This is a genomic window from Paenibacillus algicola, assembly GCF_005577435.1.
Taxonomy (GTDB): domain Bacteria; phylum Bacillota; class Bacilli; order Paenibacillales; family Paenibacillaceae; genus Paenibacillus_AQ; species Paenibacillus_AQ algicola.
Genome location: NZ_CP040396.1, coordinates 700,232 through 725,442 on the forward strand (window position 1 = coordinate 700,232; position 25,211 = coordinate 725,442).

Below are 25,211 nucleotides of genomic sequence, written 5' to 3' on the forward strand. Positions count from 1 at the left end.
TGAAATGAGAAGGAGTGTTATCATGTCAATATTGTGGAGAAACAGGCTGTTCCAGGCTGCCGGCAGCCTCACGCTGGCGGTGTTCATGCTGTCAGCCTCGCTGGGAGGGAAGCCTTCCGCCATCCATGCCGCGTCTTCAAGCCCGCCGGAGCCCTTCCGGATTGTCAGTCTGGGAGATTCGCTTACCGTAGGCTATGAGCCGGGGATGGATCTCAATTCCAAGCCGTATGGCTTTGTCGAGCGCCTGCTGGAGCAGGGCTTGCTGCACGGCAGAACCGAGACCGTGAATCTGGGCATTGCCGGGCTGAAGGTTGAGGGATTGAAGCATTATGTACAGGCTATCGCAGATGGACGCTCCGTGACCGCGGATGACATTCAGCCATTGATCCCGGATCCCCGCACAGAGCAGATCGGTAGAGAAGCTCCGGCCGCCCGCGCGTTTATTGAGAAGGCCGACCTGATCACCGTGACCATTGGCGGCAATGATATGTACAATCTGACGTCCATGGCCGGAGCGGCAAATGCCGATGAGCTGGCGAAGCTGACCGGGGAGCTGTTTGAGCTTTACACACTGAATGTGACGGAGGTTGTCCATCGTCTTCATAGTATGAATCCTGATGCTGTTATCGTGCTTGCAGACCAGTATAATCCCATTCCTGAGCTTGCCGGCAAAGCGCTCTATGCCAAGCTGAATCAGGCTGCAGCACTGTTTACCGGGCATATCGAGGGTTTGGCGAAGCAGTTTAGTCAGCAGGGGATTTCTGTGAAGGTGGCTCCGGTCGCCAAGGAATTTGTAGGCAGAGAAATGACCATGACGCATATTTTGAGACTGGAAGACATCCACCCTAATCAGTACGGATACGAAACGATGGCGAAGGTGTTTGCCAACACCATATGGGGCAGCTACACCAAGCCTGCGGCCGCAGAGCCCGGGCAGCCGATGAATATTATCGTGAACGGCAAGGTCCTGAATACGCCGTACAAGCCGGTTCTGGTCAAGAATCAGAACTATGTAGCCATTCAGGATATCGTCAATGCCATCGGTGCAACCACAGTATGGAGCAACGAAACCTTAAGTGCTACGGTTACTTACAAGGGGCGGACCGTGGTCATTACAATCGGATCAAATCACATCAAGGTAAATGGCAGCCCTGTGCCCCTTACTACGCCAGCCTTTCTACACAAGGTTGGCAAGGAACATAAAACCTATGTCCCGCTCTCTGCACTGGTACAGGGACTGGGCCTGGATGTTCAGTACCACCAAAAGCTGAAGACGGTTTTTATTAATCCATAATGAACTCATAACTCATAACTCATAGTGATTTATCCCGTCATTAAGTCATTAACGTCATTCATTGTATATCAGCTCACTAAATAAGACATGACCGCGTCAAGGCATCCTGACACGGCCATGTCTTTTTAGTGTCTGTTAGAATTCAACGTCTACGCCTGGGCTGCCATCCGGCGGAAGGCTTCCTCTGCGGCAGCCAAAGTCTGATCAATATCTGCAGCCTGATGCGCGGTGGTCAGGAACCAGGCCTCATATTTGGAGGCCGCGAGTAAGATGCCTTGATCCAGCATGTGGCGGAAAAAGGCGGCAAAGGCTTCGCCGTCCGTATCCTGAGCCTCTTCATAGTTGGTGACCGGGTGGCTGCAGAAGTGGGTCGAGAAGGCGCCAGAAATCCGGTTGATCATCAGCGGAATGCCATGCCGCTGGGCCGAGGCCTGGAGACCGTCTGCCAGCTTGATAGCTAGGCGCTCCATTTCCTCATATACGCCCTCTGTCTGGAGCACCTCCAGACACGCGATGCCGGAGGCGATGGAGGCCGGATTGCCGGCCATCGTTCCCGCCTGGTAAGCAGGACCGAGCGGAGCAACCTGCTCCATAATCTCTTTACGGCCGCCGTAGGCGCCGATGGGCAGCCCGCCCCCGATAATTTTGCCCAGTGCTGTCAGATCGGGCTGGATTGCCTCATGATTGAGAAGGCCGGGATACGTTTGGGCAGAGCCATAATGGAAACGGAATGCGGTAATGACTTCATCATAAATGACGAGAGAGCCGTTAGCGCGAGCTAGCTTGCACAGCCCTTCCAGGAAGCCGGGCTTTGGCATAACCATGCCGAAATTGCCAACGATAGGCTCCACCATAACTGCGGCTACGTCATCTCCCCAGTGCTCCAGAGCTTCTTGCAGCGCCTCAAGATCGTTGAAGGGGACGGTAATAACCTCATGGGCAATGCTGGGCGGAATGCCCGCGCTGTCCGGAATGCCAAGCGTGGAGGGACCGGAGCCTGCGGCTACGAGCACAAGATCAGAGTGGCCGTGGTAGCAGCCGGCGAACTTAATGATCTTGCTGCGCTCCGTATAAGCCCGTGCGACACGAATGGTCGTCATGACCGCTTCGGTGCCGGAATTGACGAATCGGACCTTATCCATGGATGGTATGGCATCCTTCAGCATTTTGGCAAGCTGGATTTCGAGCTCGGTCGGCGTTCCGTACAGCACACCATTTTCAGCGGCTGAGGTGATAGCCTTTGTAATATGAGGATGGGCATGTCCGGTAATAATCGGTCCGAAGGCGGCCAGATAATCAATGTACTGGTTCCCGTCTGCGTCCCAGAAATGCGCGCCGCGGGCCTGCTTCATAAATACCGGAGCGCCGCCGCCTACGGCTTTGAAGGAGCGGGACGGGCTGTTGACCCCGCCTACAATATGCTTCAGCGCTTCCTCATACAGCTCGGCCGAGCGTGTTCTGTTCATAGATTGTGTCATTGGATGCTTCCTCCTCAATAATGAGGACAGGCTGCACTGATGGCGGCCTGTCCGTATGATGGGCTTTAGTTGTTGGGTGTAGAGGTGCTGCTGTTAGTGCCGGTGCTTTCTTCTACTTCCGGGGCAGGGGGATTCAGAACGTCCTGTACATAATCCTTCAGGCTTTCTGGATTCCCGACCGTGAGCACCGAGGCTCCGCCCACAGTGGTCTCCACGACCAGCTTCATCGGTGGAATCTGCTCACTGCCCTTCATCTCGCTCTGATAGCCGACATTGGCCAGCTTCCACATATCACTGACGTCGAGGTTCGTGTCGATATAAGGGCTGATGGATTCCAAAATGTCTGGAAGCTTCATAATCGAGGTTGTAGTCTGGAGCTTCTTCGCTACAGCCTTCAGCAGCTCACGCTGCCGTTCGGTCCGGGTATAATCTCCCATCTGATCATAACGGAAACGCGCGTATTGCAGTGCCTTGTCACCGTCCAAATGCTGCATGCCTTCCTTCAGGTCGATATCATATTCATGATTGTCTGCTTTGCTGCCGTACTTCATATCCTTCTCTACATAGAAATCAACGCCGCCCACGGCATCCACCAGCTTGATAAAGCCCTGAAAATCCGTGTACACATAATACTGGACCGGGATGCCGAGCAGATCGCCAACCGCCTTCATAGCGGTATTGGGGCCATGAGTGACCGCGGTATTGATCCGGCTCTTTCCGTGTCCCGGAATGTCAGTGTACGTATCCCGCATGACAGAGAATAAATGAATCGTCTCATCCACAGGGTCAATCGAGGCGACCAGCATGGTGTCCGAGCGTGGAATTTCGTCCTCCGCAAAGCCCCGGGCATCGACGCCCATCAGCAAAATATTAACAGGCTCTGTGCCTTCCCATTTCGGAGGCTCCGGCGCCTTGGCGTCCACCTGCTCCACATTGCGGAAGGGAGAAGCCTCGCCGTTCTTCTGCAGGCTGTCCAATCCTTGGTAAAACGATGTTCCATAATAAGTGCCGTATCCTAAAATACCCGCCAATAGCAGGCTGACCGTCCAAATCATTGTTTTCTTGATTTTTTTTCTTTTTGCTGCTTTTCGGGTTCTTCGGCTCATGCTCATCAGGCTCTTCCTTTCGGGGACTGCACAAGTGCATTTATAAATATAATGGTTGCTGGCTCTGTACAAGTATTCATTCTATTATAGATATTTTCGAAAAGACAAGCAATTTTAGCTTTGCAGAAGCTATATCGAAAAGTTGCACGGCCTTCATCCATTTCATAAGATAAGAAGTAGCTGAAGCATGGACAAGTATAGGAGGAGTGAATAGATCATGAGTGAGATGAGCCTGGAGATTGGACAGACGGTTCCTGATTTTACCCTGCCGGCCTCAAACGGTGAGCAGGTGTCCCTGCGTGATTACAAGGGGAAGAAGGTCGTGATTTATTTTTATCCCAAAAATATGACGCCCGGCTGCACAGACGAAGCCTGCGGCTTCCGGGATGCGCATGAGGAGCTTCAGGCGGAGGGAGCAGTCGTGCTTGGCATCAGCCCTGATCCGTTAAAGTCTCACAGTAAATTTATTGAGAAATACGGCTTGCCGTTTCTGCTGCTCTCGGATGAGGAGCACCGTGTGAGTGAGTTGTTCGGAGTGTGGCAGCTTAAGAAAATGTACGGCCGTGAGTATGAAGGCATTGTCCGCTCCACGTTTCTTGTGGATGAGGAGGGGCGTCTTGCGAAGGCCTGGAATAAGGTGAAGGTGGCGGGCCATGTAGAGGAAGTGCTAAGCGCCGTCAGATCATAACGCATCAGCCGCTGCCTTGGGGCAGCGGTTTTTTTCATAGAACATGCTTCATCACGAAATCTTTAATTTTAATTGCACCCGCGTAGTCTTTTTCAACAGCAGCCCCCATATAATCTATCAGAAAATCCGAAGTGAACGGTCAATCTCATAGATTATGATGGAGGTAGATTCATATGAAAAAAGCAATGCTGTTCCTAGTATGCGCGGTGTGCGGAATCATGTGGCTTCTGATGCTGAAGCCGGATGAGCCATATCTGTCTCCACCCGTTAACCCCGCCAAGCCGGATCATCCTACGTTTCATTCTATAGAAGATGCCAAGCCAGTAATGCCCTTCACAATGAAAAAGGCTGCAGACTCTGAAGCGGCCAATACGGCGGTCTCCATGCAGGCCGAGGCGGTGAAGCTCCTCCATAGCCTGCTGTCTTCAAGCAGCGCGCCTCAAGCTCCCGCGGTCCCTCAAGTCCCCGAGACTCCAGCCAAAACCGTGTATCTGACCTTTGATGACGGACCTTCCGGATTGACCGGAGAGGTCCTGGACATCCTGAAAGAGAACAACGTTCCGGCGACCTTTTTCATCCTCGGCAAGCAGGCCGAGCAGCGTCCGGAGCTGGTCAGCCGCATTGCGGAGGAAGGTCACGCCATCGGCAATCATACCTATGATCATGATTACAGCCAGTTATACCGAAAATTCACGCTGTTTTGGGATCAAATCAAGCAGACTGAGGAAATTATTCGCAGCATCACAGGCGAACGGCCCCAGCTGCTCCGGGCGCCAGGAGGCACAGCAGGAAAATTTGACGAAACCTATTTCAAGCTGCTGAAGCAGGCAGGCTACCGTGTGTTCGACTGGAATGCAGACAGCGGTGATTCCAAGCGGATCGGTGTGCCTGCCGACGAGATTGTTCGCCAATCCACGATGCAGACGGCAGGAGATGAGATCAATCTGCTGCTGCACGATGGCGCAGGGCACGAGGAAACCGTTAAGGCGCTGCCCCGCATTATCGAGCATTATAAGGAGGCAGGGTACCGCTTTGCCGTGCTGACGCCTGAGACCGCACCGGTACAGTTCAAGGTACAGAGCAAAGTCAAGCCTAAAGAGTCGCAGCCAGGCTCTAGGTGGGTTGCCGAGCATATCGTTCCTAACGGACAGCTGTTTGATCAGGGCAAGGTGCTGACGCTCGACATGGCCGGTCTGGCGGCTGAGTTTCAGCCGGGTGAATACCGGATAGAGAACGGCCGGCTGATGGTGCCGCTGCGCTCTGCGGTGGAGCGCCTTGGCGGACGGGTGAGCTGGGACGCGCCATCGAGAACCGCCAGGGTATCGCTTAGCGGAGCGTCATGGAGTGCCGATCCGGGCCTTGGTATGCTCTGGTCTCCGCATACCTCGATGAAGCAGCCTTCCGAGGTGATGATTTGGGGGAATGCCGTGTGGATTCCGCTCCGCGATATTCTGCACTTCTCGGGTCATCCGCTGAATCATGTGGTGATGAAAGAGCATGCTTATCAAATTGAAACTTTGTAGAAAAAACGTGCATTTTTTGTTTGTAATTATGAGGCACAAGTTATAGACTAGAGGTTGAGATAATAATCACAATCCCAACGAAACGGTTTAAAAGGGAGGGGGAGGCGATCCCCCTGCTTTGTTTTGGCGATATAGATTTCCACAAACCCTCACTTTTAAGCAGTGATGCATAATAGCGGCCGGTTATCCCGAAAGTAACACAATGACGAACCGGTTCAATCGCCGCCATTTCTTCTTGGGACCTCATTTAAAGCAAAGGAGGCAATTAACATGACAGAAACATCCCGTCCGCAATCGTCCGAAGGCTCGGAGAAGGTTGCCGAAAATCTGGGAGCACCGCAAGCGGGACTTCCGGATGTGTTTGATCAATTGCTGAAGCCTGAAATTCAGGAATCCCTGACGGTACTGGTAGAGCAGCTTCCCAAGCTGGCTGAAATGCTGACGTTCATGACCAAGGCATATGACTTCGGAAAATCGGTAGCTACCGACCCGGTTCTCGCCGAGGACACCATGGCTTCACTCAGCGGCTTCACCAAGCCGGTAACCGATGCGATGAAGAGCACCGCTTCTGCGGCCATTGAGGCCGGAGACCGCGTGCGCCTTCAAGGCGACAGCAACAGCATCAGCGTATTTGGCTTGATGAAAATGCTGAAGGACCCTCAGGTACAGAAGGGCCTGCGCTTTGCACAGGCTTACTTGGATGTGCTCAATGAGCGCGAAGGACAAACGAAACGTTAATTAAGAAACTGGATAAGAACGGAGGATGGTCATGTCTAAACATATTCTGATCCTGGGCGGAGGCTACGGCGGTCTGCTGAGCGCTCTCTCGGCCCGTGAGCATTTCGGAATGAACGCAAGAATCACGGTAGTTAACCGTTTTACAACGCACCAGATTATTACCGAGCTGCATCGTTTGGCGGCTGGCAATATTGCTGAAAAGGCGGTTGCCCTGCCTTTGGACAGGCTGCTTCGCGATGCGAACGTAGACCTGAAGATCGGTACCGTTAAGGAAATCAAGCCGGACAGCCGCTCGGTAGCTCTGGAAAACGGCGCGTCTTTGACGTATGACATGCTGGTTGTTGCACTGGGCAGCGAAACCGCATTTTTCGGCATTCCTGGACTGCAGGAGAACAGCTTTGTGCTGAAATCCGTGAACGATGCAAACCGTCTGCATAAGCATGTAGAGGATCGCATTGCGGAATACAGCAGAACGAAGAATCCGGCAGACGCTACAATCGTAGTAGGCGGCGGCGGCTTGACCGGCGTTGAGCTTGTTGGCGAGTATGCTGACATGCGTCCGGAGCTTGCCCATAAGTACGGCATTTCTCCGGACGAAATCAAGCTGTACTGCGTAGAAGCAGCACCTTCCATTCTGCCAGGCTTCCCGCCAGAGCTGGTGGACCGTGCGACGACAAGTCTGCAAAAGCGCGGTGTAAACTTCCTTACCGGCCTGCCGATCACGAAGATGGACGGCACCGAAGTAGAGCTGAAGGATGGAAGCACGCTTCAAACAAGTACACTGGTATGGACAGGCGGCGTACAAGGTAACTCCGTGGTGGCGAACTGCGGGATCGAAGTGAACCGCGGCCGTGCTACAGTCAATGAGTTCATGCAGTCTACCTCCCACCCGGATGTATTCCTGGCCGGCGACAGCGCTGTGGTAATGGGGCCGGAAGGCCGTCCGTATCCGCCAACAGCACAGCTGGCTTGGCAGATGGGCGAGCTTGTAGGCTACAACCTGTTTGCTTATGCCAATGGCGGAGCTATGGAAGCCTTCTTGCCGGTATTCTCCGGTACGCTGGGCAGCCTGGGACGCAAGGACGCGATCGGTACGATCGGCGCCAACAAGACCCAGCTTAAAGGTCTGCCGGCAACGCTGATGAAGGAAGCAAGTAACATGCGTTACCTGTCCCACATCAAAGGTCTGTTCACACTAGCCTACTAGGTACCCTATACGTAAAGAACCCGAGCCCTCGAAATCCTTTGATTTCGGGGGCTCTTTAGGTTGTGCGCCAAAATCTCCCGCCAAACGTGGTCTATCTTTTTGCAATCTTGGAAAACCTATTCATAGACTCCCGCACATGTTCAGTTCAAAGGGAGAAATGAACGAGAAGAAGAGGTGGAGGCCATTGTTCCATTCATCGTGGCAGTCCCAAGAGCAGGCACACCCGTACTGGGGACCGGAGCTGCTTGTTAGGGTCGTCAAAAAGACAAGCTCTGTCATCCTGGGTCATGACGAAGAAATTTCTCTAATCCTGATTGCTATGCTGGCCGGCGGGCATGTGCTGCTGGAGGATGTGCCGGGCGTAGGTAAGACCAAGCTGGTTCGGACCCTGGCGTCCGTGCTGGGGTGTGATTTTGGCAGAATTCAATTTACGAGTGATCTCATGCCTGGCGACATTACGGGAACGATGATGTATCATCCGCAGCGCGGAGAATTCCAATTCAAGCGGGGCCCCGTGCTTTCAGCCCATTTGATCCTGGCGGACGAGATTAACCGGGCCTCTTCCCGGGCCCAGTCTGCGCTGCTGGAGCTGATGGAGGAGGGGTCTGTCAGTGTGGACGGCGAAACCTACCCGCTGCAATCCCCCTTTTTCTTGCTGGCCACGCAAAATCCGATGCAGTTCGAGGGCACTAACCGGCTGCCGGAGGCTCAGCTGGATCGCTTTATGATGAAATTGGGGCTCGGTTATCCCCATATGGAGGATGAGCTGCTGCTGCTTCAGCGGGCACACGGCGAAGGCGCGCAGCGGCTGCCGGGACCTCTCCTGGCCCCTTCAGAGCTGTTGACTATGCAGCGGGCGGCTTCCCGGGTGTATGTCGACGACAGCATTCAAAAATACCTGGTGCAGATCGCAGCGTCCTCCCGCACAGATAAGGGCATCCGGCTTGGCATCAGTCCGCGGGCAGTCCTGGCCTGGATGAGAGCATCCCAGGGCTCTGCCTTTATGGATGGCCGGATGTACGTCATTCCGGACGATTGTCTCCGGGTCGCTGTGCCCGTACTGGCTCATCGCCTGCAGCCGGCTTCCGGAGTCCTGGCGTCCGGATGGAGCGCAGCAGATACCGTCAAGCAGCTGCTGAGCCGATTTGAGCTGCCACGGCAGCGAGCGGCGAAAGGCGGACGTGGATGAAGCGCGCGCATCCGCCGGCTTCCCGCCCTGCAACAGAAGACAAGGCGTCCTTGGCCACGGGGAGCAGCATGGCCTGGGCCTGGCTGAGAGCTATATGTCTCTGGGGCATCGCAGGGGTCCTTTACACCTGGCTCGGCGGGGCGTCGCTGCGATTTCTGTGGCTGCTGTGCACGGCCATACTGCTGAGCGGCGCTCTGCTTGGCCTGACCGGACCAAGGGCGATCAAGATAGACCGCAGGCTTTCACCTGTCTGCATTTATGCAGGTGAAGAGACAGAGCTCACGGTTTCGCTGAAATTCGCCACGCTGATGCCAGTACCGTGGATGATGCTTCAGGTGCAGATCGGGGGAGCGGTCGTCCGCAAGCTCTGGTTCCCCGGATTTCGGCGGTCTGCTGAGTTCAACTGCCGGATTCCGCTGAAGGAGCGAGGGAGCTGGGAAGGGGGAACCTGTACGGTGAAGTGGGGCGATATGTTCGGCTGGTTCCGTTATCACAGGGAGGTGAAGGGAATGAGGGAGATTCAGGTGATTGTGCTGCCCAAGCCGATGAATCTGAAGGGCTATGATGAGCGAATCCTGGCAATGGATGAGCAGGACGTTCCTTCTCCTTTCCATAGCCAGGGCTGGCCGGGGCTGGACCTCCGGGAGTATGTACCGGGTGATCCGCTGAAGTGGGTTCACTGGAAGAATAGTGCCAGAGCGGGAAGGCTGCATAGCCGTGTTCCGGAGCAAGGACCGCTGACAGAGCGGCTGATCCTGCTCGATACGGAGGCTTCCGGTTATCCCGTCTCCGGCAGCTGTCCTGGCGATGAGCTCTTTGAGCTCGCTGTTTCCGCAGCGGCCGGCTTGCTGTACCGGGCGGCGCTGACTCAAGGCGAAGCATATTTACAGCTGCCGGGCCACACGGCTTCCATCGTACATCTGCGCCGAGAAGAGCAGAGCGGGGAAGGCGGCTGGCTTCTGCCGCTCGCAAATGTACAGCTGCAGGCTTCCCTGGCAAAAGCCGACCTGCAGCTGGATGAATTCAGCGCATCCCGTTCGCTGGACGTGCACGTCGTCACCGGTGTCCTGCATCCCGGGCTGGCAGAAGCAATATTCAGGCTGCGGCGGGCTGGAAAGCAGGTTACCGTGCATCTTATTCTCGCTAAGCAGCAGACCGGCGGCAGAGAGCTGACCGGGCTGGAACGGCAATGGATGGAGTCCGGGGGTCGGCTGTTTGACCTCCGTGACGGATTTTTTTACCCGGCAGGGCTGACGGACAGCCTGCCTGATCAGGAGGAGTACCATGAGCCTAATATCCGCTCCGATGCAGAAGCCTGAACAAGCCGCGCGTCAGCAGCTTCGCAGCTCTAACGCTTCTCCGTTTGTCTTGAGATGCATGATGACTCTTCCTGCCGCCGGGCTGCTGATCGAGTGGCTGCTGCCGCTTCAAGGGCTGGGCGGGAGTAACGGAGGAGAAATGCTGGACCTTTTATTCTGCCTGACCGGTATATTACTGCTTCAGGGACTGAGCGGCTTGAAGGAATGGCTGTGGCTTCCGCTGAATGCGGTGCTGCTGCTGGGGTGCTGGGGCTATCTGCTGGATACGCCATCTCTGCTGTATGGGGTGGGAGAGTATTTTCAGAATATTCTCCCGAGTGATGCCGCCCTGCTGTCGCAGCCGCAGCATTTCAGCCGGCTCAGCACAGAAAGCCGCGCCTTGATTCTTCTGCTGGGCTGGGCAACGCTGGTATCGGCGGTGCAGCTGCTGTTTCTGCATCGCGGCAGCTTATGGCTGTTTGGCGGAGCTACAGTCCTGTATCTTGCTGTGCTGGAGGGCGCGCTGGAGCTGCCTGTCTATGGCGGGTTTATCCGCTGTGCATTTTGGATGCTGCTGGCGCAAGGGATCTCCTTCTTTATTTCATTACAGCTGGAAGAAGCGGGTTCCGGAGAAGAGGGAGTGCCTGTATTGCATAACAAGGCATTCCATAGCAGCCGGCGGAGCCGGCTGCTATGGATTACCCTCGCTGCAGCAGGGGTGCCGGGAATGCTGTATGCCGCAGGCCAGGCGGTGGAGCCAGCTTCCGGGAACGGCTGGACGCTGGAATCCATGGTCGAACGGGTGTCGGACTGGTCTGCAGGCACGGCCGGCAGCTCTGTGATAAGCCGAGGGAGCAGTCGCACCGGCTATGATGCGCTGAGCGGAGATCTTGGCGGACCGCTTGAGATCGACACCGAGCTGGTGTTTACCGTGCAGTCAGGGCATCCTTCGTACTGGCGGGGAGAAGCAATGGCCTATTATTCCGGCAGGCGCTGGATTGCCGAAGACCGCGTGTCGGTTTCTTTAGAAACCGGGAGCGGCGCCGCCACCCGGCAGCCGGCCTCCGGAGCGGCTCATAGGCAGACCTTTACCCTGCACAGCTCCGCGTATGATGGGATGCCGATATTTTCTGGCGGTGTCGTGAGCGGAGTCGAAGGCTTTGCAGACCATCACGGAGAAGCGCTGTCTCCAACGCTTGCATCCGGCCTGATCTCCGGTGCTATGTATCTGGAGGGGGGCATAGATGGCCTGAAATCGTACACCGTAACATCGGAGCCGGTCTCTCTGGAGCCGCCTGACGGCAAGCAGGCCTTCACGGAGAAGAAGACTTCTCCCAAAGGACTCCTGTCCCAAGGTTCCCTGCAGGTATTACAAGAGGAGGGGCTCCAAAGTGCGTTATCTCCTTACCTCCAGCTGCCTTCCGATCTTCCCGGACGCATTGGAAAGCTGGGCTTCCAGCTGACAAAGGAGACAGATGATGTCTACAGCCAGGCGCTGAATGTACAGACCTATCTGAAAAATAACTTTCCTTACACCTTGAACACCACCATTCCCGCAGGGGGTGAGGATTTCGTCGATGATTTTCTGTTTCAGCAGAAGCAGGGGTACTGCACTCATTTTGCTACCGCGATGACCGTGCTGCTGCGGACCCAAGGCATCCCGGCAAGATATGTGACCGGCTTCGCGCCCGGCGAGCGGGATGACCAGCTGTCCGATACGTACCGAGTAACACAGCAGGAGGCTCATGCCTGGGTGGAGGTATATGTGCCGGAGCAGGGCTGGACGACCTTTGATCCTACTCCGGGCTATCATGCAGATGGGCCCGCTATGAGCTCCCAGGCAATTCCCTCTAAGCAGGGCTTGACGCAGCAGCTCGGCGCTTTTATGCAAATGCTGGGTGAGTCGTGGAGAAGTCTGAAGAACGGAGCTGCTTCATCGCAGTTCTTGCTGATCACACTGTGTGCTCTGCTTCTGTTGCCTATTCTTACCGTGGCTGCGGTCCGGATGTGGCGGGTGCGTCTTCTCGGGAACAGGCTTCGTAAAGGAGCCGCGCAGGATGCGGCTGTGCTGGAGAGAGAGCAGCTATTGTGTGCGGCAGATCAAGTGTGGAGACGACTTGCGAGACGTTATGGGGCAATGGGGAATGCGGTTACCGTCAAAAAGTACATGCAGGCTCTTCCCCTCCGCGAAGCACAGCTTTGTGCCGAGCTGGCCTCCTTTGCTGCTCTGTGGGAACGTACTGCGTACGGTGCGGAGAGGCTGAGTCGAAGCGAGAAGGTAAGCTTTTTACGGCAATGCCGTTCTCTCGCCAAAAAGCTGTCATAAAAACATCCCCTCCCTTTCCTTGACGGTATGAATTGGGGTTGCGTATAATTAATCTCAATAATTGAGGGAGGCCCGTTAATGAACAAGCCTAATGAAATCATCGTTGTCTTGGACTTCGGTGGACAGTATAACCAGCTTATTGCACGACGGATTCGTGATTTGGGAGTATACAGCGAGCTGCTGCCTTACAATACTCCAGTCGAGAAGATTCAAGCGTTGTCGCCGCGCGGCATCGTTTTTTCCGGAGGACCCTCTAGTGTGTATGCAGAAAATGCACCGCATGTGGATCCGGCTATCTATGATTTGAAGGTTCCGATTTTTGGAATTTGCTATGGCATGCAGCTGATGGCCCATCAGCTAGACGGTAAGGTAGAACGTGCCTCCAAGCGGGAGTATGGCAAGGCTGAGCTGATGTTCAATGAGAACTCGGTGCTGGTCAAAGGTCTGGAGAATAACCAGACGGTCTGGATGAGCCACGGGGATCATGTTGTGTCCCTGCCAACCGGCTTCAAGCTGGACGCGGGCACGGAATCTGCCCCGATCGCAGCGATGAGCAATGTGGACAAGCAGCTGTACGCGGTGCAGTTCCATCCGGAGGTTCGTCATTCCCTGCAGGGCAATGAGATGATCAAGAACTTCCTGTACGAGGTCTGCGGCTGTGAAGGCAATTGGAGCATGGAGACGTTCATTGAGGATCAGATCCGCGAAATCCGCGAGACGGTCGGACAGCAGAAGGTTCTCTGCGCACTGAGCGGCGGCGTTGATTCTTCCGTCGTAGCTATGCTCATTCACAAGGCGATTGGCAACCAGCTGACCTGTATGTTTATTGACCATGGCCTGCTGCGCAAAGGCGAAGCGGAAAGCGTCATGGAAACCTTCGTCGGCAAGTTCGACATGAAGGTGGTCAAGATTGATGCGCGTGATCGTTTTATGTCCAAGCTTGCGGGTGTCGATGATCCGGAGCAAAAGCGTAAGCTGATCGGCAATGAGTTCATTTACGTGTTTGATGAGGAGTCCGCAAAATTCGATGATTTTGCCTTCCTGGCTCAAGGCACGCTGTATACAGATATTGTGGAAAGTGGTACGGATACGGCTCAAACGATCAAATCCCACCACAATGTCGGCGGTCTGCCGGAGGACATGAAGTTCAAGCTGATTGAGCCGCTGAAGACCTTGTTCAAAGACGAGGTTCGCAAGGTTGGCGAAGAGCTTGGGCTGCCGGAGGAAATTGTATGGCGCCAGCCGTTCCCGGGACCGGGCCTTGCAATTCGCGTGCTGGGTGAGGTTACCGAAGAGAAGCTGACCATCGTCCGCGACTCGGATTACATTTTGCGTGAAGAGATTGCCAAGGCCGGTCTTGACCGCGAAATCTGGCAGTATTTCACCGCGCTGCCGAACATGAAATCCGTTGGAGTTATGGGAGATGCCCGTACGTACTCCTACACCGTCGGCATTCGCGCTGTTACGTCCATCGACGGCATGACCGCAGACTGGGCGCGTATTCCGTGGGATGTGCTGGAGAAAATCTCCGTGCGCATCGTCAACGAGGTCGACAACGTCAACCGCATCGTATACGATGTGACGAGCAAGCCGCCGGCAACGATTGAGTGGGAATAGGTAGGATGTTTTAATGCTGTTGAACACCCATAAACCCTTGGTACATAAGGGTTTATGACGTTAACAATATTGATAATGCGTCTGTACCTGCAACAATAGAGTGCAAAAATTACTCTCTTTTATCTGCGTTATTTAGCAAATAGAAGGGAGTATTTTTTATGACAAAAATTCACGAGTTGATCGAGGATTTCAAGCTAAACCAAGAAATTTTGGGTAGAGAAAAGAAGTACGTTGATCTTTGTATGTTTAGGTTGTTTAGGTGGGAGAAGTTTACCGTTAATCAGTTAGGTGTTACAGAAGCCGAGGAAGTAAACCAGCTTCATATCAAGAGATTCATACAGGATCGTCAACGTGCAGGGAGAGAAGTTAACAGAACGATTAATAACAATATTGCGACTTTGAAGGTGTTTTTTCAATACTTGGTAAATGAAGAGTTTATTGATGAGCAAAGTAATCCAATGCGCAGGATTAAGAATCTTAAAGAAGAAAAGACCGTAATTGTTACGTTCAATGATGATGAGGTGTCGAGGATAATCAATGACCTCAAAGAAGAGACATATTCCAATGTTCGTGACAAGCTTATTCTTATCATGCTTTTTGACACAGGTATTAGGGTTTCTGAGCTATGTAATATCAAAAATGATGATATAGCCAGGCGACACATTTTGATTCATGGGAAAGGCTCCAAACAACGTCTTGTGTACATTAGCACTATTATGAGGAAGTATATGAGAAAGTATGAAGCGTTAAGAAAGGAAAGATTTAAGAGAAGATTACAGGATGAAATTGAAGATTACTATTTCCTAGATCAATCTGCTGTTCGGTTGTCCCGCTCCCGTATCAATAAGATATTGAAAGAACATTGCAGCAATGCGGGTGTCAGAAATGAAGTCCGATGTTCTCCACATGATTGTCGGCATTATTTCGCACAAAAACAGTTAAAAAATGGAATTGATATATACAGTTTGAGTAGATTGATGGGGCATTTTGATACTCAGATTACTTCAAAGTATCTACGGGGACTAGAGCAAGAGGATATTTTGCAGATTGGTCGTTTGCATAGCCCGCTCAACGGAGTAAAGATAAAACAAGGCTCAATTCAGAGTCTGAAACAATAAAACTAAACATATTGGTCTTGATGAGGTTACTATTCAATGCTGTTATAGACCGCATAGTGCCAATGTAGGCTTGTGAAGGAGGTTCCAAGACAAATACCTTACCAGACTCTAGGCAAGCCATTAGAGCCGAAAATGACCGTCTGAGAGAGGGGGCAATGGTTGACCGTCTCATACTAGGGTATGTTAGCGCGGAGGATTAACCGATCAAGAAAATGATATGGTAAAGAGTAATAACATAATCAAAAGGCTTGTGGTTGCACTTCCAGCACTCATAAGCCTTAATTAATTTCATAAGAACAAAGGAACATAGACATGAGTTATAAAATGAGTTAGTTATGTTTTAGGTGATGGAGGAAGACATAAAATGACACAAACTCACTTTGAAAAATCCGATTATTGGAGGGCGTTGATTCTTTACGGTCTCAATGCCGCTACCATAAAAGATTGCATTAGGTCATTGGGATTCTGTCTGTGTCTGATCTGTTGGAGATGTTTTTCTGCCTTTTTTCTGCAAGTTCCAATGAACGCTTGCTATGCTTATCCTTGAACATCTGAGTCATGATGATTGCATTTGCTTCTGTTAAACCTAGTGCAAATTCAAGTTCGCCCTTATTACGCAACTTGTCTAATGTAGCATATAATTCTGCATCAGAATCTTGTAGTACACAATCATGTGCTTCATAGTAGTATTGCAATCTTAATTGTGCAAGGAGATTACTGTTAAAGGCTCTCTTGAACTCTTTTACTCCTTTCATGTTAGCCTTAAATAAGTCACTTCCCTTTAAGTTATGAATAATTAGCATTCTTCTTCGAAGATCGGCAATTTCCTTAATCTCAGACTTATTTAACTTCCGATGCAAACCGTCAGTGTCGCACCCCCCCCAAAAAAAATTTCCTTAATATGGATGATGTCTTTGACTTTGCTTAGTTTATTGAATACTGACACTAGACTAGACTTAGTATGTCTGAGATACGTTTGGATAAATTCTTCTAACATCTCAAAGTCTTTATCGTCTTTATCGTAATCTTCGATTGCATCGCTAAATTGCTTTTGGAGGTTACCTAGATGGTGACCTCTAGTAATGTACATTGCATTAGAAAGTTTGGCGTCAACTACATCGAGTTCAAGAATCCACTTGGTAGCAGACATAGGATTGATCTTATTGTTTTTCTTGATCAGATAGTCGATAACGAGCGAACATAGATCAAATTCTCCTGCAAGTTGCCCCTGACCATTGTTTGAGCGCTTATCTTCACGTTTGGCTTTAATAATACGCTTGCCACCGCATGTAATAATGCGCTTTGTACCTCTGCCAGTAACATCTACGTTTTCCCATTCTTCACGCGCACTCTTGATAATACTGTTAAATGAACGAGTAGGTACTGTACCGTTTTTCTTTAAAGCTTGCTTCTGCACATTGCTACCGTACCTATTAACCAATTCTATAAGTGTAAATCTATAACTCAATTTGATCGACTCCTTTTGATTTTATTAGTATTTTATGACCTTTAAAATTGTGCAAGATCGAGGTATTATATTTTGATTATTAATAGGTCGATTCTGCACAGTTTTTCCGCTACTTTTATTTTGATAATTACTGATGGATTAGGGATAGTTGTACTAACATGACCACTAATAGATGCAAATCTGATCATTGCGTGACTAGCCTATCGGCGCGCTAGTAATTTTTCGCCTAAAGGCTCAAAATTGCTAACTTTTTAGCTCGCCAACGCTACGCTGTTGGCTCACTCTGAGTTTTGGAACTTTGGTCGGACAGATAAAGATAAACTAAAGGTAATTCATATTAGCATGGTCTAAAAATTCCGCAAAGATCACCTACAACAACGTATTTTCCCTTAAAGACAAGCAAAATCTCAAGCATATTCGGCTTAGGATTAGATATCTATATAAACATTGGGCTGACCATGATTGCTTGCTGTTGTTAAGATGATTTCTGATTTAACGAACTACGTTCAAATGACCACCCATTCACATGCGCGATTCTTCCACTTAATACATTGGAGATATTCTTCGGATAAACACCAAGTTCTCTAGATGCTTCAGTCTGCGACTTAAACTTACGTTGTTCCCCCGTTTCTAATCGAGTTGCGATTAATGGTTTCTCTTTCTTCTTTACTAGCCCAGTTTCATAAGCATGAGCAATATTCTCTTTTCGAGTCATCCAATTTAAGTTTTCAAGTCTGTTATCCAATTTTTTTCCATTGTCATGATTACATTGCTCTTTCTTTTCTGGATTGGGAATAAACGCTATAGCAACTAACCTATGAACAAAGAATTTCTTTGATTTATGCCCTTTCTTTGACAGTTCAATACTAGAATATCCATTGCGTATTTGTTGTTTTAAAATTTTTTCTTTACGAGAAAGACTATTGCTTAGACTTTTAATTCGTCCAAAATTTGATACTTCGTATATCCCCTCATAATCTTTTACGGGAAGCCATACTTCACCTTGTAAATCCTCTTTTTGATTCATTTCGTTGATTGTCATGATAACCATCTCCAGTGTTTCGAATTGATGAGGAGAACAACAAATAACCCTTGCCAAGATGGCAAAGGCTTATTTTTAATTGTTCTTAAAAAAGGGGAGTGCACCGCTTTTTCTCTCTTACCTCTAAAAGTGTCGAAAACAACGTTTATTCACTCGAATTGGCAACAAGACTTTTTATGGTTACGTGTGTTTATAAGTTGCTCTTGTATAACTAAGCGATGGAAGAGGAGTGGACATTGTCGGGGCGGAGGGTACGGCAGCCGGACGCGGCTATGATTCACCCTGACGTAGCCATGGACATGATGCAGACGGAAGAGCGTCCACAGACTTTTATAATGTCCCGAGTTAATGGGCGGAAACGCTGGCGAGTCCCGTTTTCAGCAAGTTTGCCGTGTACAAAAATGTCTCCGCGGTGCTGGAGGGTGACGGGTGCTAACAGACCTGAATTAACCGCATCAGCATACATGGCGAGAACTCATGTGCTATAAATTGAAATTAGATTGAATAACATGCTCTCAGCAGAGAGGCTAATTATATTTCCGATACGAGGGATATCAGCAAATACGTAAGTCACGTTCCATTAAATGCTTATGAATAGTTCAAAGTTTTCAAACAATTTAAAGATATTTTAAAGCTTTCAGACAGTTTTAAACCTTTAAAAGAAGCGAACTGAGTAAGCAATCATATTTTAGCACTCTACTTTTTATTAGTACTATGGAAAACCGTATAAGAGAATGAGTCTCAGTTTTCCCATAACTTGAATTATGGGAAAAGACTTGAGAAGAGTGGGGCGTGGTTTACAGATGAAAATCAATTTTTATCATTTCGTAAACGCCGAACACATACATTTAGACTTCCGACCTAGATTTACGGGTTGCTTATATTCTGTGACCTCGTTCGTAACCACGATAGTGCTCTGTCGTATATCTAGCAAATTTTTACTAGCTTTGACCTCATAATTGAGGTGGAATATTTTGCGATAATCGTATTTAAGAGAGGAGTTACATATGAACAAACAAAGCCTAGTTGCTTGGCTTGACACAAGAGAATGCGTCAATGTTCAAATGCCTAATGAAATATTTGAGGGTTTCTCAAAAGCAGATTATAAAAGCTCTAATCATAAGTGCTTCGGATATGCCTATTACTATAAAACCTCAAAGCTGTCACCTAGCGTTGCGAGTCACCAGACGAGCTGTATCAGGGTAATAGCACCTCGCAAGACATAAATGCACTTGTAAGATGGTGTCGATATAAAACGCCTTAGAAGCAACGCTAGGAGCCTTAAAATTGATATGCGATACTTTCTAAAATTACTAAAACCCAAAAGGTACAAATTTTGCCCGCTTTATAAATAGAGTTATATATATATATATATTATATTATTAAATAACTAATTATATATAATATAACAATCTAATTATAAGGGGTGCAAAATTTGTACCTTTTGGGTTTTAGCTAAATTGAAAGGGTAGCTGAGGGCTACCCTTTTCTTATTATTCTTAATAATTCATATTGTGCGCTGTTACTCATTTGTGATATTGCCTTGATCAAAGATAATTTCAACCACGTTAATAGGGTTTAAAACCTTTGTAAAAATATAAAAGAACTTTTAACGATGTTTAAACCTTTTAAACCTTTTAAACCTTTTAAACCTTTAAAAACCATTAAGTATTCTGCCAAAATAGTAGAAATATACCTTCTTTGATCACTATAAAAAGTGAACCACTCTGAGTAATCGGAGAGTTTTATTTTTGTGTATTCAATCACAGGTAAAAAAACTTATGAAGGAGAGATGATTTAATGAATGACAATCAATTAAGAGAAGCGATGTTTCAAATCCAGCAACGATATGGAACGCCAACAACTTTTATAGCTAACCGTGTAGGGGTCTCAAGGGAACATTTGTCAAGATGGCTTCACAATGTAGACTATGTGATTTCAAAGGAACTTCTGAATAAACTTAAACACTTTGTAAAAGAGGAAAGATAAAATATTTATTGACGATAAATAATGAAATAATGCCAATAAGCAGCCCAAGAGCATAAAAACTCATAGGCTGTTATTTTGCAGTTTTTGCAGAATATGAGGGGAGTGAGTTTTATTGAGTAATGCTACGATTATTCAAGGAAGAAATGAAATTTACATTGGTTCAGATACCGCAACATCAGTTGAAATAGATGGAGTGTTGTACAGACAGGATACAAATGCTGTAAAACTGTATCAGGTTGACAATATGATTATTTTTTGTTCGGGTACGTTGACCTATTGTTACTATGTCATGGAGCAATTTCAGCAATTAAAAGTTAGGGGTACTGATCAACTAAGACAGCTTATTATACGAACTTATGCTGGACAAAACATAGAAATTATAGTTTGTGAACATAATGGGGATCAGACTGTTATTCATCAGTTATCAGCTTATAACGACTTTGTACCAGTGATTCATAGCAACATTCCTGCTGATGGGTTAAATCTTCTGACAGCAGGGATAAAAACTAAGGAGTCATATGAAATAGCTAGTTCTGATTTACTGGAAGGTCAACCATTAAAAGAAACTTATAAAAAAGTTTTCGACAGCATTGCATTTGAAGGCATTGGAGGTACACTTTCTGTATATAGAGTAAACAAAAGTGGAGTAAACTGTTGCCTAGTCCATGAGATCATTGAGCCAGATAATTTAATAAAGATCAGTATAGATGTTCTAATTGATTATTATCAAAGACATTGCATAGTAGGAGAGCGCATTTACGGAAAAGTCTTTATGGGTGTGAATCTTGCCCTCGAAGATGAAGATGGTGTTTTGAAATTCCAAGGCTCTAAAGGAGAGATATTTGATCGTAATGGAACCCTTGTCATGAAGCTTGGATTAGTTGATGAGAATCCTGATAAATTCGGCTTGTGGTCATTTAATGATATCACTAGGGTTAGAGTGGATGACACTTCTGGATTCGCTATTGATAGAGCAACACCTGATTTAAATAACTATCCTGATGGATGGGAAAAAGTTATGTGGGCTGACCCAAGTGATGGAACGCTTTACGCTCACGATCTGGTTGCCGAGAACATCAAGATTGTTAATGATATCGGCAAAACGATTCTTGACGCTGAAAACAATTACTTAGATATTGGCGATTTTAAAGATATCGTAATGGATAACAAATTGACCACTCTAGAGAAGATGCAGATTATCACTGAGTTGTACAAGATTGAAGCAGGTTATCATAGAATGCTTGAACAAGCTGATGAATATAAACGTTCTCAGCGTGATGATGTGTTTGATATGGAAGCTCAGTTTTTTGCTAAGTCTCCAAGCACTATCGACCTGTATTCCACAGACCCATTAACTAGCGCCTACTTCGACTTGCTGAACTACATGTCTCAGTATATTGACATTATATCTCAAGCGCCTTTAAACATTGATGTAAACTCACCTAAAACAGAACAAACCAGTGAAATCGCAGATCGTGCAGAGCTTATCTTGAAATTTAAAACTTATTACGATGAGGAGAAAAATCTTCGGAATAAGATTGAAGATGCTCAGTTTTACTCTGGTTTAAATATGGGGCAATATTACAATAATGTTGTCATTGGCGAGTATGGATTTATTGCTCTTAGAAACGATGGCAAATACCGATCTGTACTTAACGCTACAAATGGATTGGCATTGCAAAAGTGGGAAAATAATAGGTGGACAAATAAGGTATACGCTTCTATAGGGAGTTCCACTTATGAAGATGGGACACTCATTTCGGAAGACCTAGTAGCCAAGAGACTACGCATTGAAACTAAAAATGGAAATGTGTTATTGGATGCTGGAGCGCTGAATTTTGATTTTTCTGTGCTGGACTCTATTATTATTGATGATGTTATTGTGTCAACGGAAAAGATCACTTTAGCTAATAACTATAAGAGTATTGCAAAACAGTATTTGACCCTAAAAGAGCAAATTAACCACTACGTAACCACTATTTATAATGACAGGGATTCCTCATATTATGAATTGGATGATGCTAGGAATTATCTGCAATCCGCTGGCAACGAACTTACGTCTTCATATAATGAATTAACTAGTTATATGAATCCAGTGTTCGCAGACATGAATAGAACTACTCACATTGGCGCTGATCTCGGTTCAACTAGAGTGGAGTTTCATTTAAGATGGGAGAATTTCTATAAGGCATACGAGAGTGCTAGGGTCAAACTTGCCGACTTCTTAGAGAAGTCTTCTTTGCAGTTGGGCAGAAACTACAATAATACAGTCATTGACGCCGAGAATGGGATTATGGTTACTAGAGGTAACATGATGAATAGAACCACGCTAAATGCAACAGAAGGTATTAAGATCGAAAAGAATATCGGAAGTGCTGGTAGTCCTAATTGGGAGAAACGATTTTATGTTGATCTGGATGGGAATCTTTTTGCAGACGAGTTGAGTGCGAGAAGATTGCGTATTCTTGATGGTAAATTAGGGGATGCTATTATTTTTGATTGGGAAGATGGAATTACGATCAACGGCAAAAACAAAGAACAGATCAGATTGAATGCAAATGAAGGCATTGCTATTGATGTAGATGGTGAAGAAAGATTTTGGGTGCACAACGATGGTACGCTGAGGGCGAAACGATTAATCATTACAAATGATGATGTTGACCCAACACAGTTGCCTGATGGTTCTTACGTCTCTAAGCTCGCTGTGAATGAACTTAGAACGATAAATGGAGTAAGCCCACAAGACTATATTCACATCAAAGACAACTTTTTCAGATTCTACACTGGTACTGGAACAGAATACGATCTTGAAAAATTAAGCTTTCATTTGGAGAATAAAGGTGGAGACACTTATGCAGTTGTGAAAATGGGCATTGGTAATAAGTTAAAAAATGAAATTGGTTTTATCAGAAAAGATGACGAAGCTTTTAAGCTGGACTACAACGCCACGACTGGATATTACAGAAGATTATGGTTGACCAACAGAGTAGGGGCAGGTGAGTTTGGAGCCATTCTACAGTCTGTAGGTGCTGGCATTAAGCTAGTAACCGATAGTCACACAATCAGGCTTGAAGTCGATGCTAGTAATTATATTGAAATTGCTCCAACTGGTATTAAAATTGTGGGGACAAGAGTAGATTTCGATTAAGAAATAATAATGAAGTCTGTATTTAATTGCCTAACAAGGCGGTCAGCTCTAAGGGAATATTAGGTCTCAATTTAACACCATTTAAAGCTTTAGAAGGTTTCAAATACTTTAAATGCTTTTTAAATGCTTTTTAAAGCTTTTAAATATGCCTTTAAATATGCCTTTAAATACTTTGAAAATATTTTGTATTGTTTTGAATTACTTTTAAATACTTTTAAATACTTTTAAATACTTTTAAATACTTTTAAATACTTTAGAGATGCTTACTTTGAAACCCTCTAATAGATCTAGCTATATTAATCGCAATAGTGGAGTAAAGCTTCCTTATGAAACTATTTAAAGTGAACCACCCTCCGAGAAATCGGAGGTTTATTTTTGTGGCATAGATCACAGGTTCGAAAATTTATAAAAGGAGAAATGAAAATATGACAACTGTAAACATCGTTGATGCCCCTTGCGGGTATGGTAAAACTTCTTGGGCAATCCAATACATGAATGACATGAGTATCGAATCTCATAAATTTATTTACGTCACACCATTTCTTGATGAGATCACTAGAGTACAACAGTCTGTACATTCAAGAAAGTTTTTTGAACCAGAGTCAGTTCAAGGAGACACTAAATTGAACGATTTACATCGTTTGTTAGGGCAAGGCAAAGATATTGCAACAACGCACGCATTATTCAAGACAGCAAATGCAGAAACAAGAGATTTAATTCGAAGCAACAACTACACTTTAATTCTTGACGAAGTAATGAATGTTATTGAACAAATTCCTTTAAAGAAGGACGACTTGGAGTCGATGCTAAACCTTGGATTAATTGAATATGAAGTTAACGATAAGGGTTTGACCTATATTAAGTGGAAGCAAGACAGACTAAACCATGAATCACAATTCGATATATTTAAGAGATATGCTATCGGCAACAACCTTATGTTGTGCGCTGACAAAACGGCTTTGATGTGGAATCTACCATGTGACATTTTCAAAATGTTCAATCATGTATTTATCATGACGTACTTGTTTAAAGGTCAATTTCAGCGATATTATTACGACTTACATGGCATTGAATACAGATATTTGTCTGTCACCAAGGTCGATCAAGAATATAGACTCTTGCCATACGATAATAGAGAAGTCCACGACAAACAACAATTGCGTAGTTTGATAACAATTTATGAAGGTAAGCTTAATGATATTGGCGACAGTCGGAACGCATTATCCAAAAGTTGGCTAGAGAACAGTAAAAATAAAGACTTAGTTACAAAGTTAAAAACAAATACCTTTAGTTTTTTGAGGAATCACTGTAAGGCTAACAACAGCACAGCACTGTGGACTACTGTCAAAGGAAACAAAGAGATGATTCAGAGAAAACTCACGCCAAAGGGATATAAGAACTCATTTATTCCACTGACAGAACGAGCCACGAATGTACACAAAGATAAATACCATCTTGCATATCTGGTCAATAGATTCATGAATCCAATTGAAAAGGGATTCTTCCAACAGAACGGTGTTCAAGTTGACGAAGATACTTGGGCATTGTCAGAACTCATTCAATGGGTTTGGCGTAGTAGCATTCGGGACTGTAAGCCAATAGTTATTTACATTCCAAGCAAGAGGATGCGTGATCTGTTTAAACAGTATTTGAGCTCTGATAAATTTGAAACTCTGCCTGAGGAAGCTGTGACAGATCAACCGCCAAGTGACTGGAATCTATGATTCATAATGTAATAGAGTGCATTATTGCTTCAGAAAACATCAATAAATTACAGTCTTATTTTTTCATATCCTTAAAGAAGAAGTATAGAAAAAATACACTATACTGAACAAACCCAGACGAGTCGTTAAGCGGTAGCGAAACGACTCGTTGACAAGGACAAACGCGAAGCGTTTGCCGCGTCAGGCACTTATTAGTTAGAAATAAAGAGTACTTTCTTTAGTTTTACTATATAAAACATAGTTAATAAAATAAACATA

18 protein-coding genes are annotated in these 25,211 nt (G+C 47.1%); 13 read left to right on the forward strand and 5 right to left on the reverse strand.

Annotated elements, in window-relative coordinates; translation table 11 throughout:
- Positions 1-22 precede the first annotated feature (22 nt).
- A complete protein-coding gene (locus E6C60_RS03210; RefSeq protein WP_233281118.1) occupies positions 23-1,294 on the forward strand; it encodes an SGNH/GDSL hydrolase family protein in 1,272 nt (423 codons plus the stop codon).
- Between the two features lie 149 nt (positions 1,295-1,443).
- Here E6C60_RS03210 and E6C60_RS03215 read toward each other — a convergent pair whose 3' ends face one another.
- Both E6C60_RS03215 and E6C60_RS03220 read right to left on the reverse strand, forming a co-directional pair.
- Positions 1,444-2,760: a glutamate-1-semialdehyde 2,1-aminomutase gene (locus E6C60_RS03215; RefSeq protein WP_138227606.1), complete on the reverse strand. Its 1,317-nt coding sequence runs from the start codon at positions 2,758-2,760 to the stop codon at positions 1,444-1,446.
- A gap of 77 nt (positions 2,761-2,837) precedes the next feature.
- On the reverse strand, positions 2,838-3,878 hold the full coding sequence (locus tag E6C60_RS03220; protein ID WP_138224504.1) for an LCP family protein: 1,041 nt from the start codon (positions 3,876-3,878) through the stop codon (positions 2,838-2,840).
- 226 nt (positions 3,879-4,104) lie between these two features.
- On the opposite strand from E6C60_RS03220, the gene bcp reads away from it, so the two are divergent.
- From bcp to E6C60_RS03265, 9 genes are all read left to right on the forward strand, one after another.
- Complete coding sequence (gene bcp / locus E6C60_RS03225) at positions 4,105-4,566, forward strand: thioredoxin-dependent thiol peroxidase (RefSeq protein ID WP_138227607.1); 462 nt, start codon at positions 4,105-4,107, stop codon at positions 4,564-4,566.
- 173 nt (positions 4,567-4,739) lie between these two features.
- Positions 4,740-6,089: a polysaccharide deacetylase family protein gene (locus tag E6C60_RS03230; RefSeq protein ID WP_233281119.1), complete on the forward strand. Its 1,350-nt coding sequence runs from the start codon at positions 4,740-4,742 to the stop codon at positions 6,087-6,089.
- Between the two features lie 270 nt (positions 6,090-6,359).
- Complete coding sequence (locus tag E6C60_RS03235) at positions 6,360-6,827, forward strand: helical membrane plugin domain-containing protein (protein ID WP_138224505.1); 468 nt, start codon at positions 6,360-6,362, stop codon at positions 6,825-6,827.
- 31 nt (positions 6,828-6,858) lie between these two features.
- Positions 6,859-8,034 (forward strand): NAD(P)/FAD-dependent oxidoreductase, encoded by a 1,176-nt coding sequence (locus E6C60_RS03240; RefSeq protein WP_138224507.1) that lies wholly within the window; start codon positions 6,859-6,861, stop codon positions 8,032-8,034.
- A gap of 184 nt (positions 8,035-8,218) precedes the next feature.
- The gene (locus E6C60_RS03245) at positions 8,219-9,223 is read left to right on the forward strand and encodes an AAA family ATPase (RefSeq protein WP_233281120.1); all 1,005 of its coding nucleotides are present in this window, start codon (positions 8,219-8,221) and stop codon (positions 9,221-9,223) included.
- A complete protein-coding gene (locus E6C60_RS03250) occupies positions 9,220-10,542 on the forward strand; it encodes a DUF58 domain-containing protein (protein ID WP_138224509.1) in 1,323 nt (440 codons plus the stop codon). Before E6C60_RS03245 ends, E6C60_RS03250 begins: the two co-directional genes overlap by 4 nt.
- The gene (locus E6C60_RS03255) at positions 10,508-12,847 is read left to right on the forward strand and encodes a transglutaminase-like domain-containing protein (protein ID WP_138224511.1); all 2,340 of its coding nucleotides are present in this window, start codon (positions 10,508-10,510) and stop codon (positions 12,845-12,847) included. Before E6C60_RS03250 ends, E6C60_RS03255 begins: the two co-directional genes overlap by 35 nt.
- Before the next feature lie 78 nt (positions 12,848-12,925).
- Entirely contained in the window at positions 12,926-14,464 is a 1,539-nt protein-coding gene (gene guaA / locus E6C60_RS03260; protein ID WP_138224513.1) for a glutamine-hydrolyzing GMP synthase, read from the forward strand.
- A 158-nt stretch (positions 14,465-14,622) separates the two neighbouring features.
- Positions 14,623-15,582 carry a tyrosine-type recombinase/integrase gene (locus E6C60_RS03265; protein ID WP_138224514.1) on the forward strand — a complete coding sequence of 320 codons (960 nt, stop codon included), beginning with the start codon at positions 14,623-14,625 and terminating at the stop codon, positions 15,580-15,582.
- A gap of 449 nt (positions 15,583-16,031) precedes the next feature.
- Here E6C60_RS03265 and E6C60_RS20800 read toward each other — a convergent pair whose 3' ends face one another.
- The 3 genes from E6C60_RS20800 to E6C60_RS03280 form a co-directional block, all read right to left on the reverse strand.
- The gene (locus E6C60_RS20800; protein WP_175415165.1) at positions 16,032-16,442 is read right to left on the reverse strand and encodes a hypothetical protein; all 411 of its coding nucleotides are present in this window, start codon (positions 16,440-16,442) and stop codon (positions 16,032-16,034) included.
- The gene (locus E6C60_RS03275) at positions 16,427-17,050 is read right to left on the reverse strand and encodes a hypothetical protein (RefSeq protein WP_138224516.1); all 624 of its coding nucleotides are present in this window, start codon (positions 17,048-17,050) and stop codon (positions 16,427-16,429) included. Before E6C60_RS03275 ends, E6C60_RS20800 begins: the two co-directional genes overlap by 16 nt.
- Positions 17,051-17,525: 475 nt before the next feature.
- On the reverse strand, positions 17,526-18,092 hold the full coding sequence (locus E6C60_RS03280) for an NUMOD4 domain-containing protein (protein ID WP_175415166.1): 567 nt from the start codon (positions 18,090-18,092) through the stop codon (positions 17,526-17,528).
- Between the two features lie 1,800 nt (positions 18,093-19,892).
- On the opposite strand from E6C60_RS03280, the gene E6C60_RS03285 reads away from it, so the two are divergent.
- The 3 genes from E6C60_RS03285 (at position 19,893) to E6C60_RS03295 (ending at position 24,953) form a co-directional block, all read left to right on the forward strand.
- Positions 19,893-20,081 (forward strand): hypothetical protein, encoded by a 189-nt coding sequence (locus E6C60_RS03285; RefSeq protein ID WP_138224519.1) that lies wholly within the window; start codon positions 19,893-19,895, stop codon positions 20,079-20,081.
- 112 nt (positions 20,082-20,193) lie between these two features.
- Positions 20,194-23,229: a hypothetical protein gene (locus E6C60_RS03290; RefSeq protein ID WP_175415167.1), complete on the forward strand. Its 3,036-nt coding sequence runs from the start codon at positions 20,194-20,196 to the stop codon at positions 23,227-23,229.
- 425 nt (positions 23,230-23,654) lie between these two features.
- Complete coding sequence (locus E6C60_RS03295) at positions 23,655-24,953, forward strand: DEAD/DEAH box helicase family protein (RefSeq protein WP_138224522.1); 1,299 nt, start codon at positions 23,655-23,657, stop codon at positions 24,951-24,953.
- The last annotated feature ends 258 nt before the right edge of the window (positions 24,954-25,211 follow it).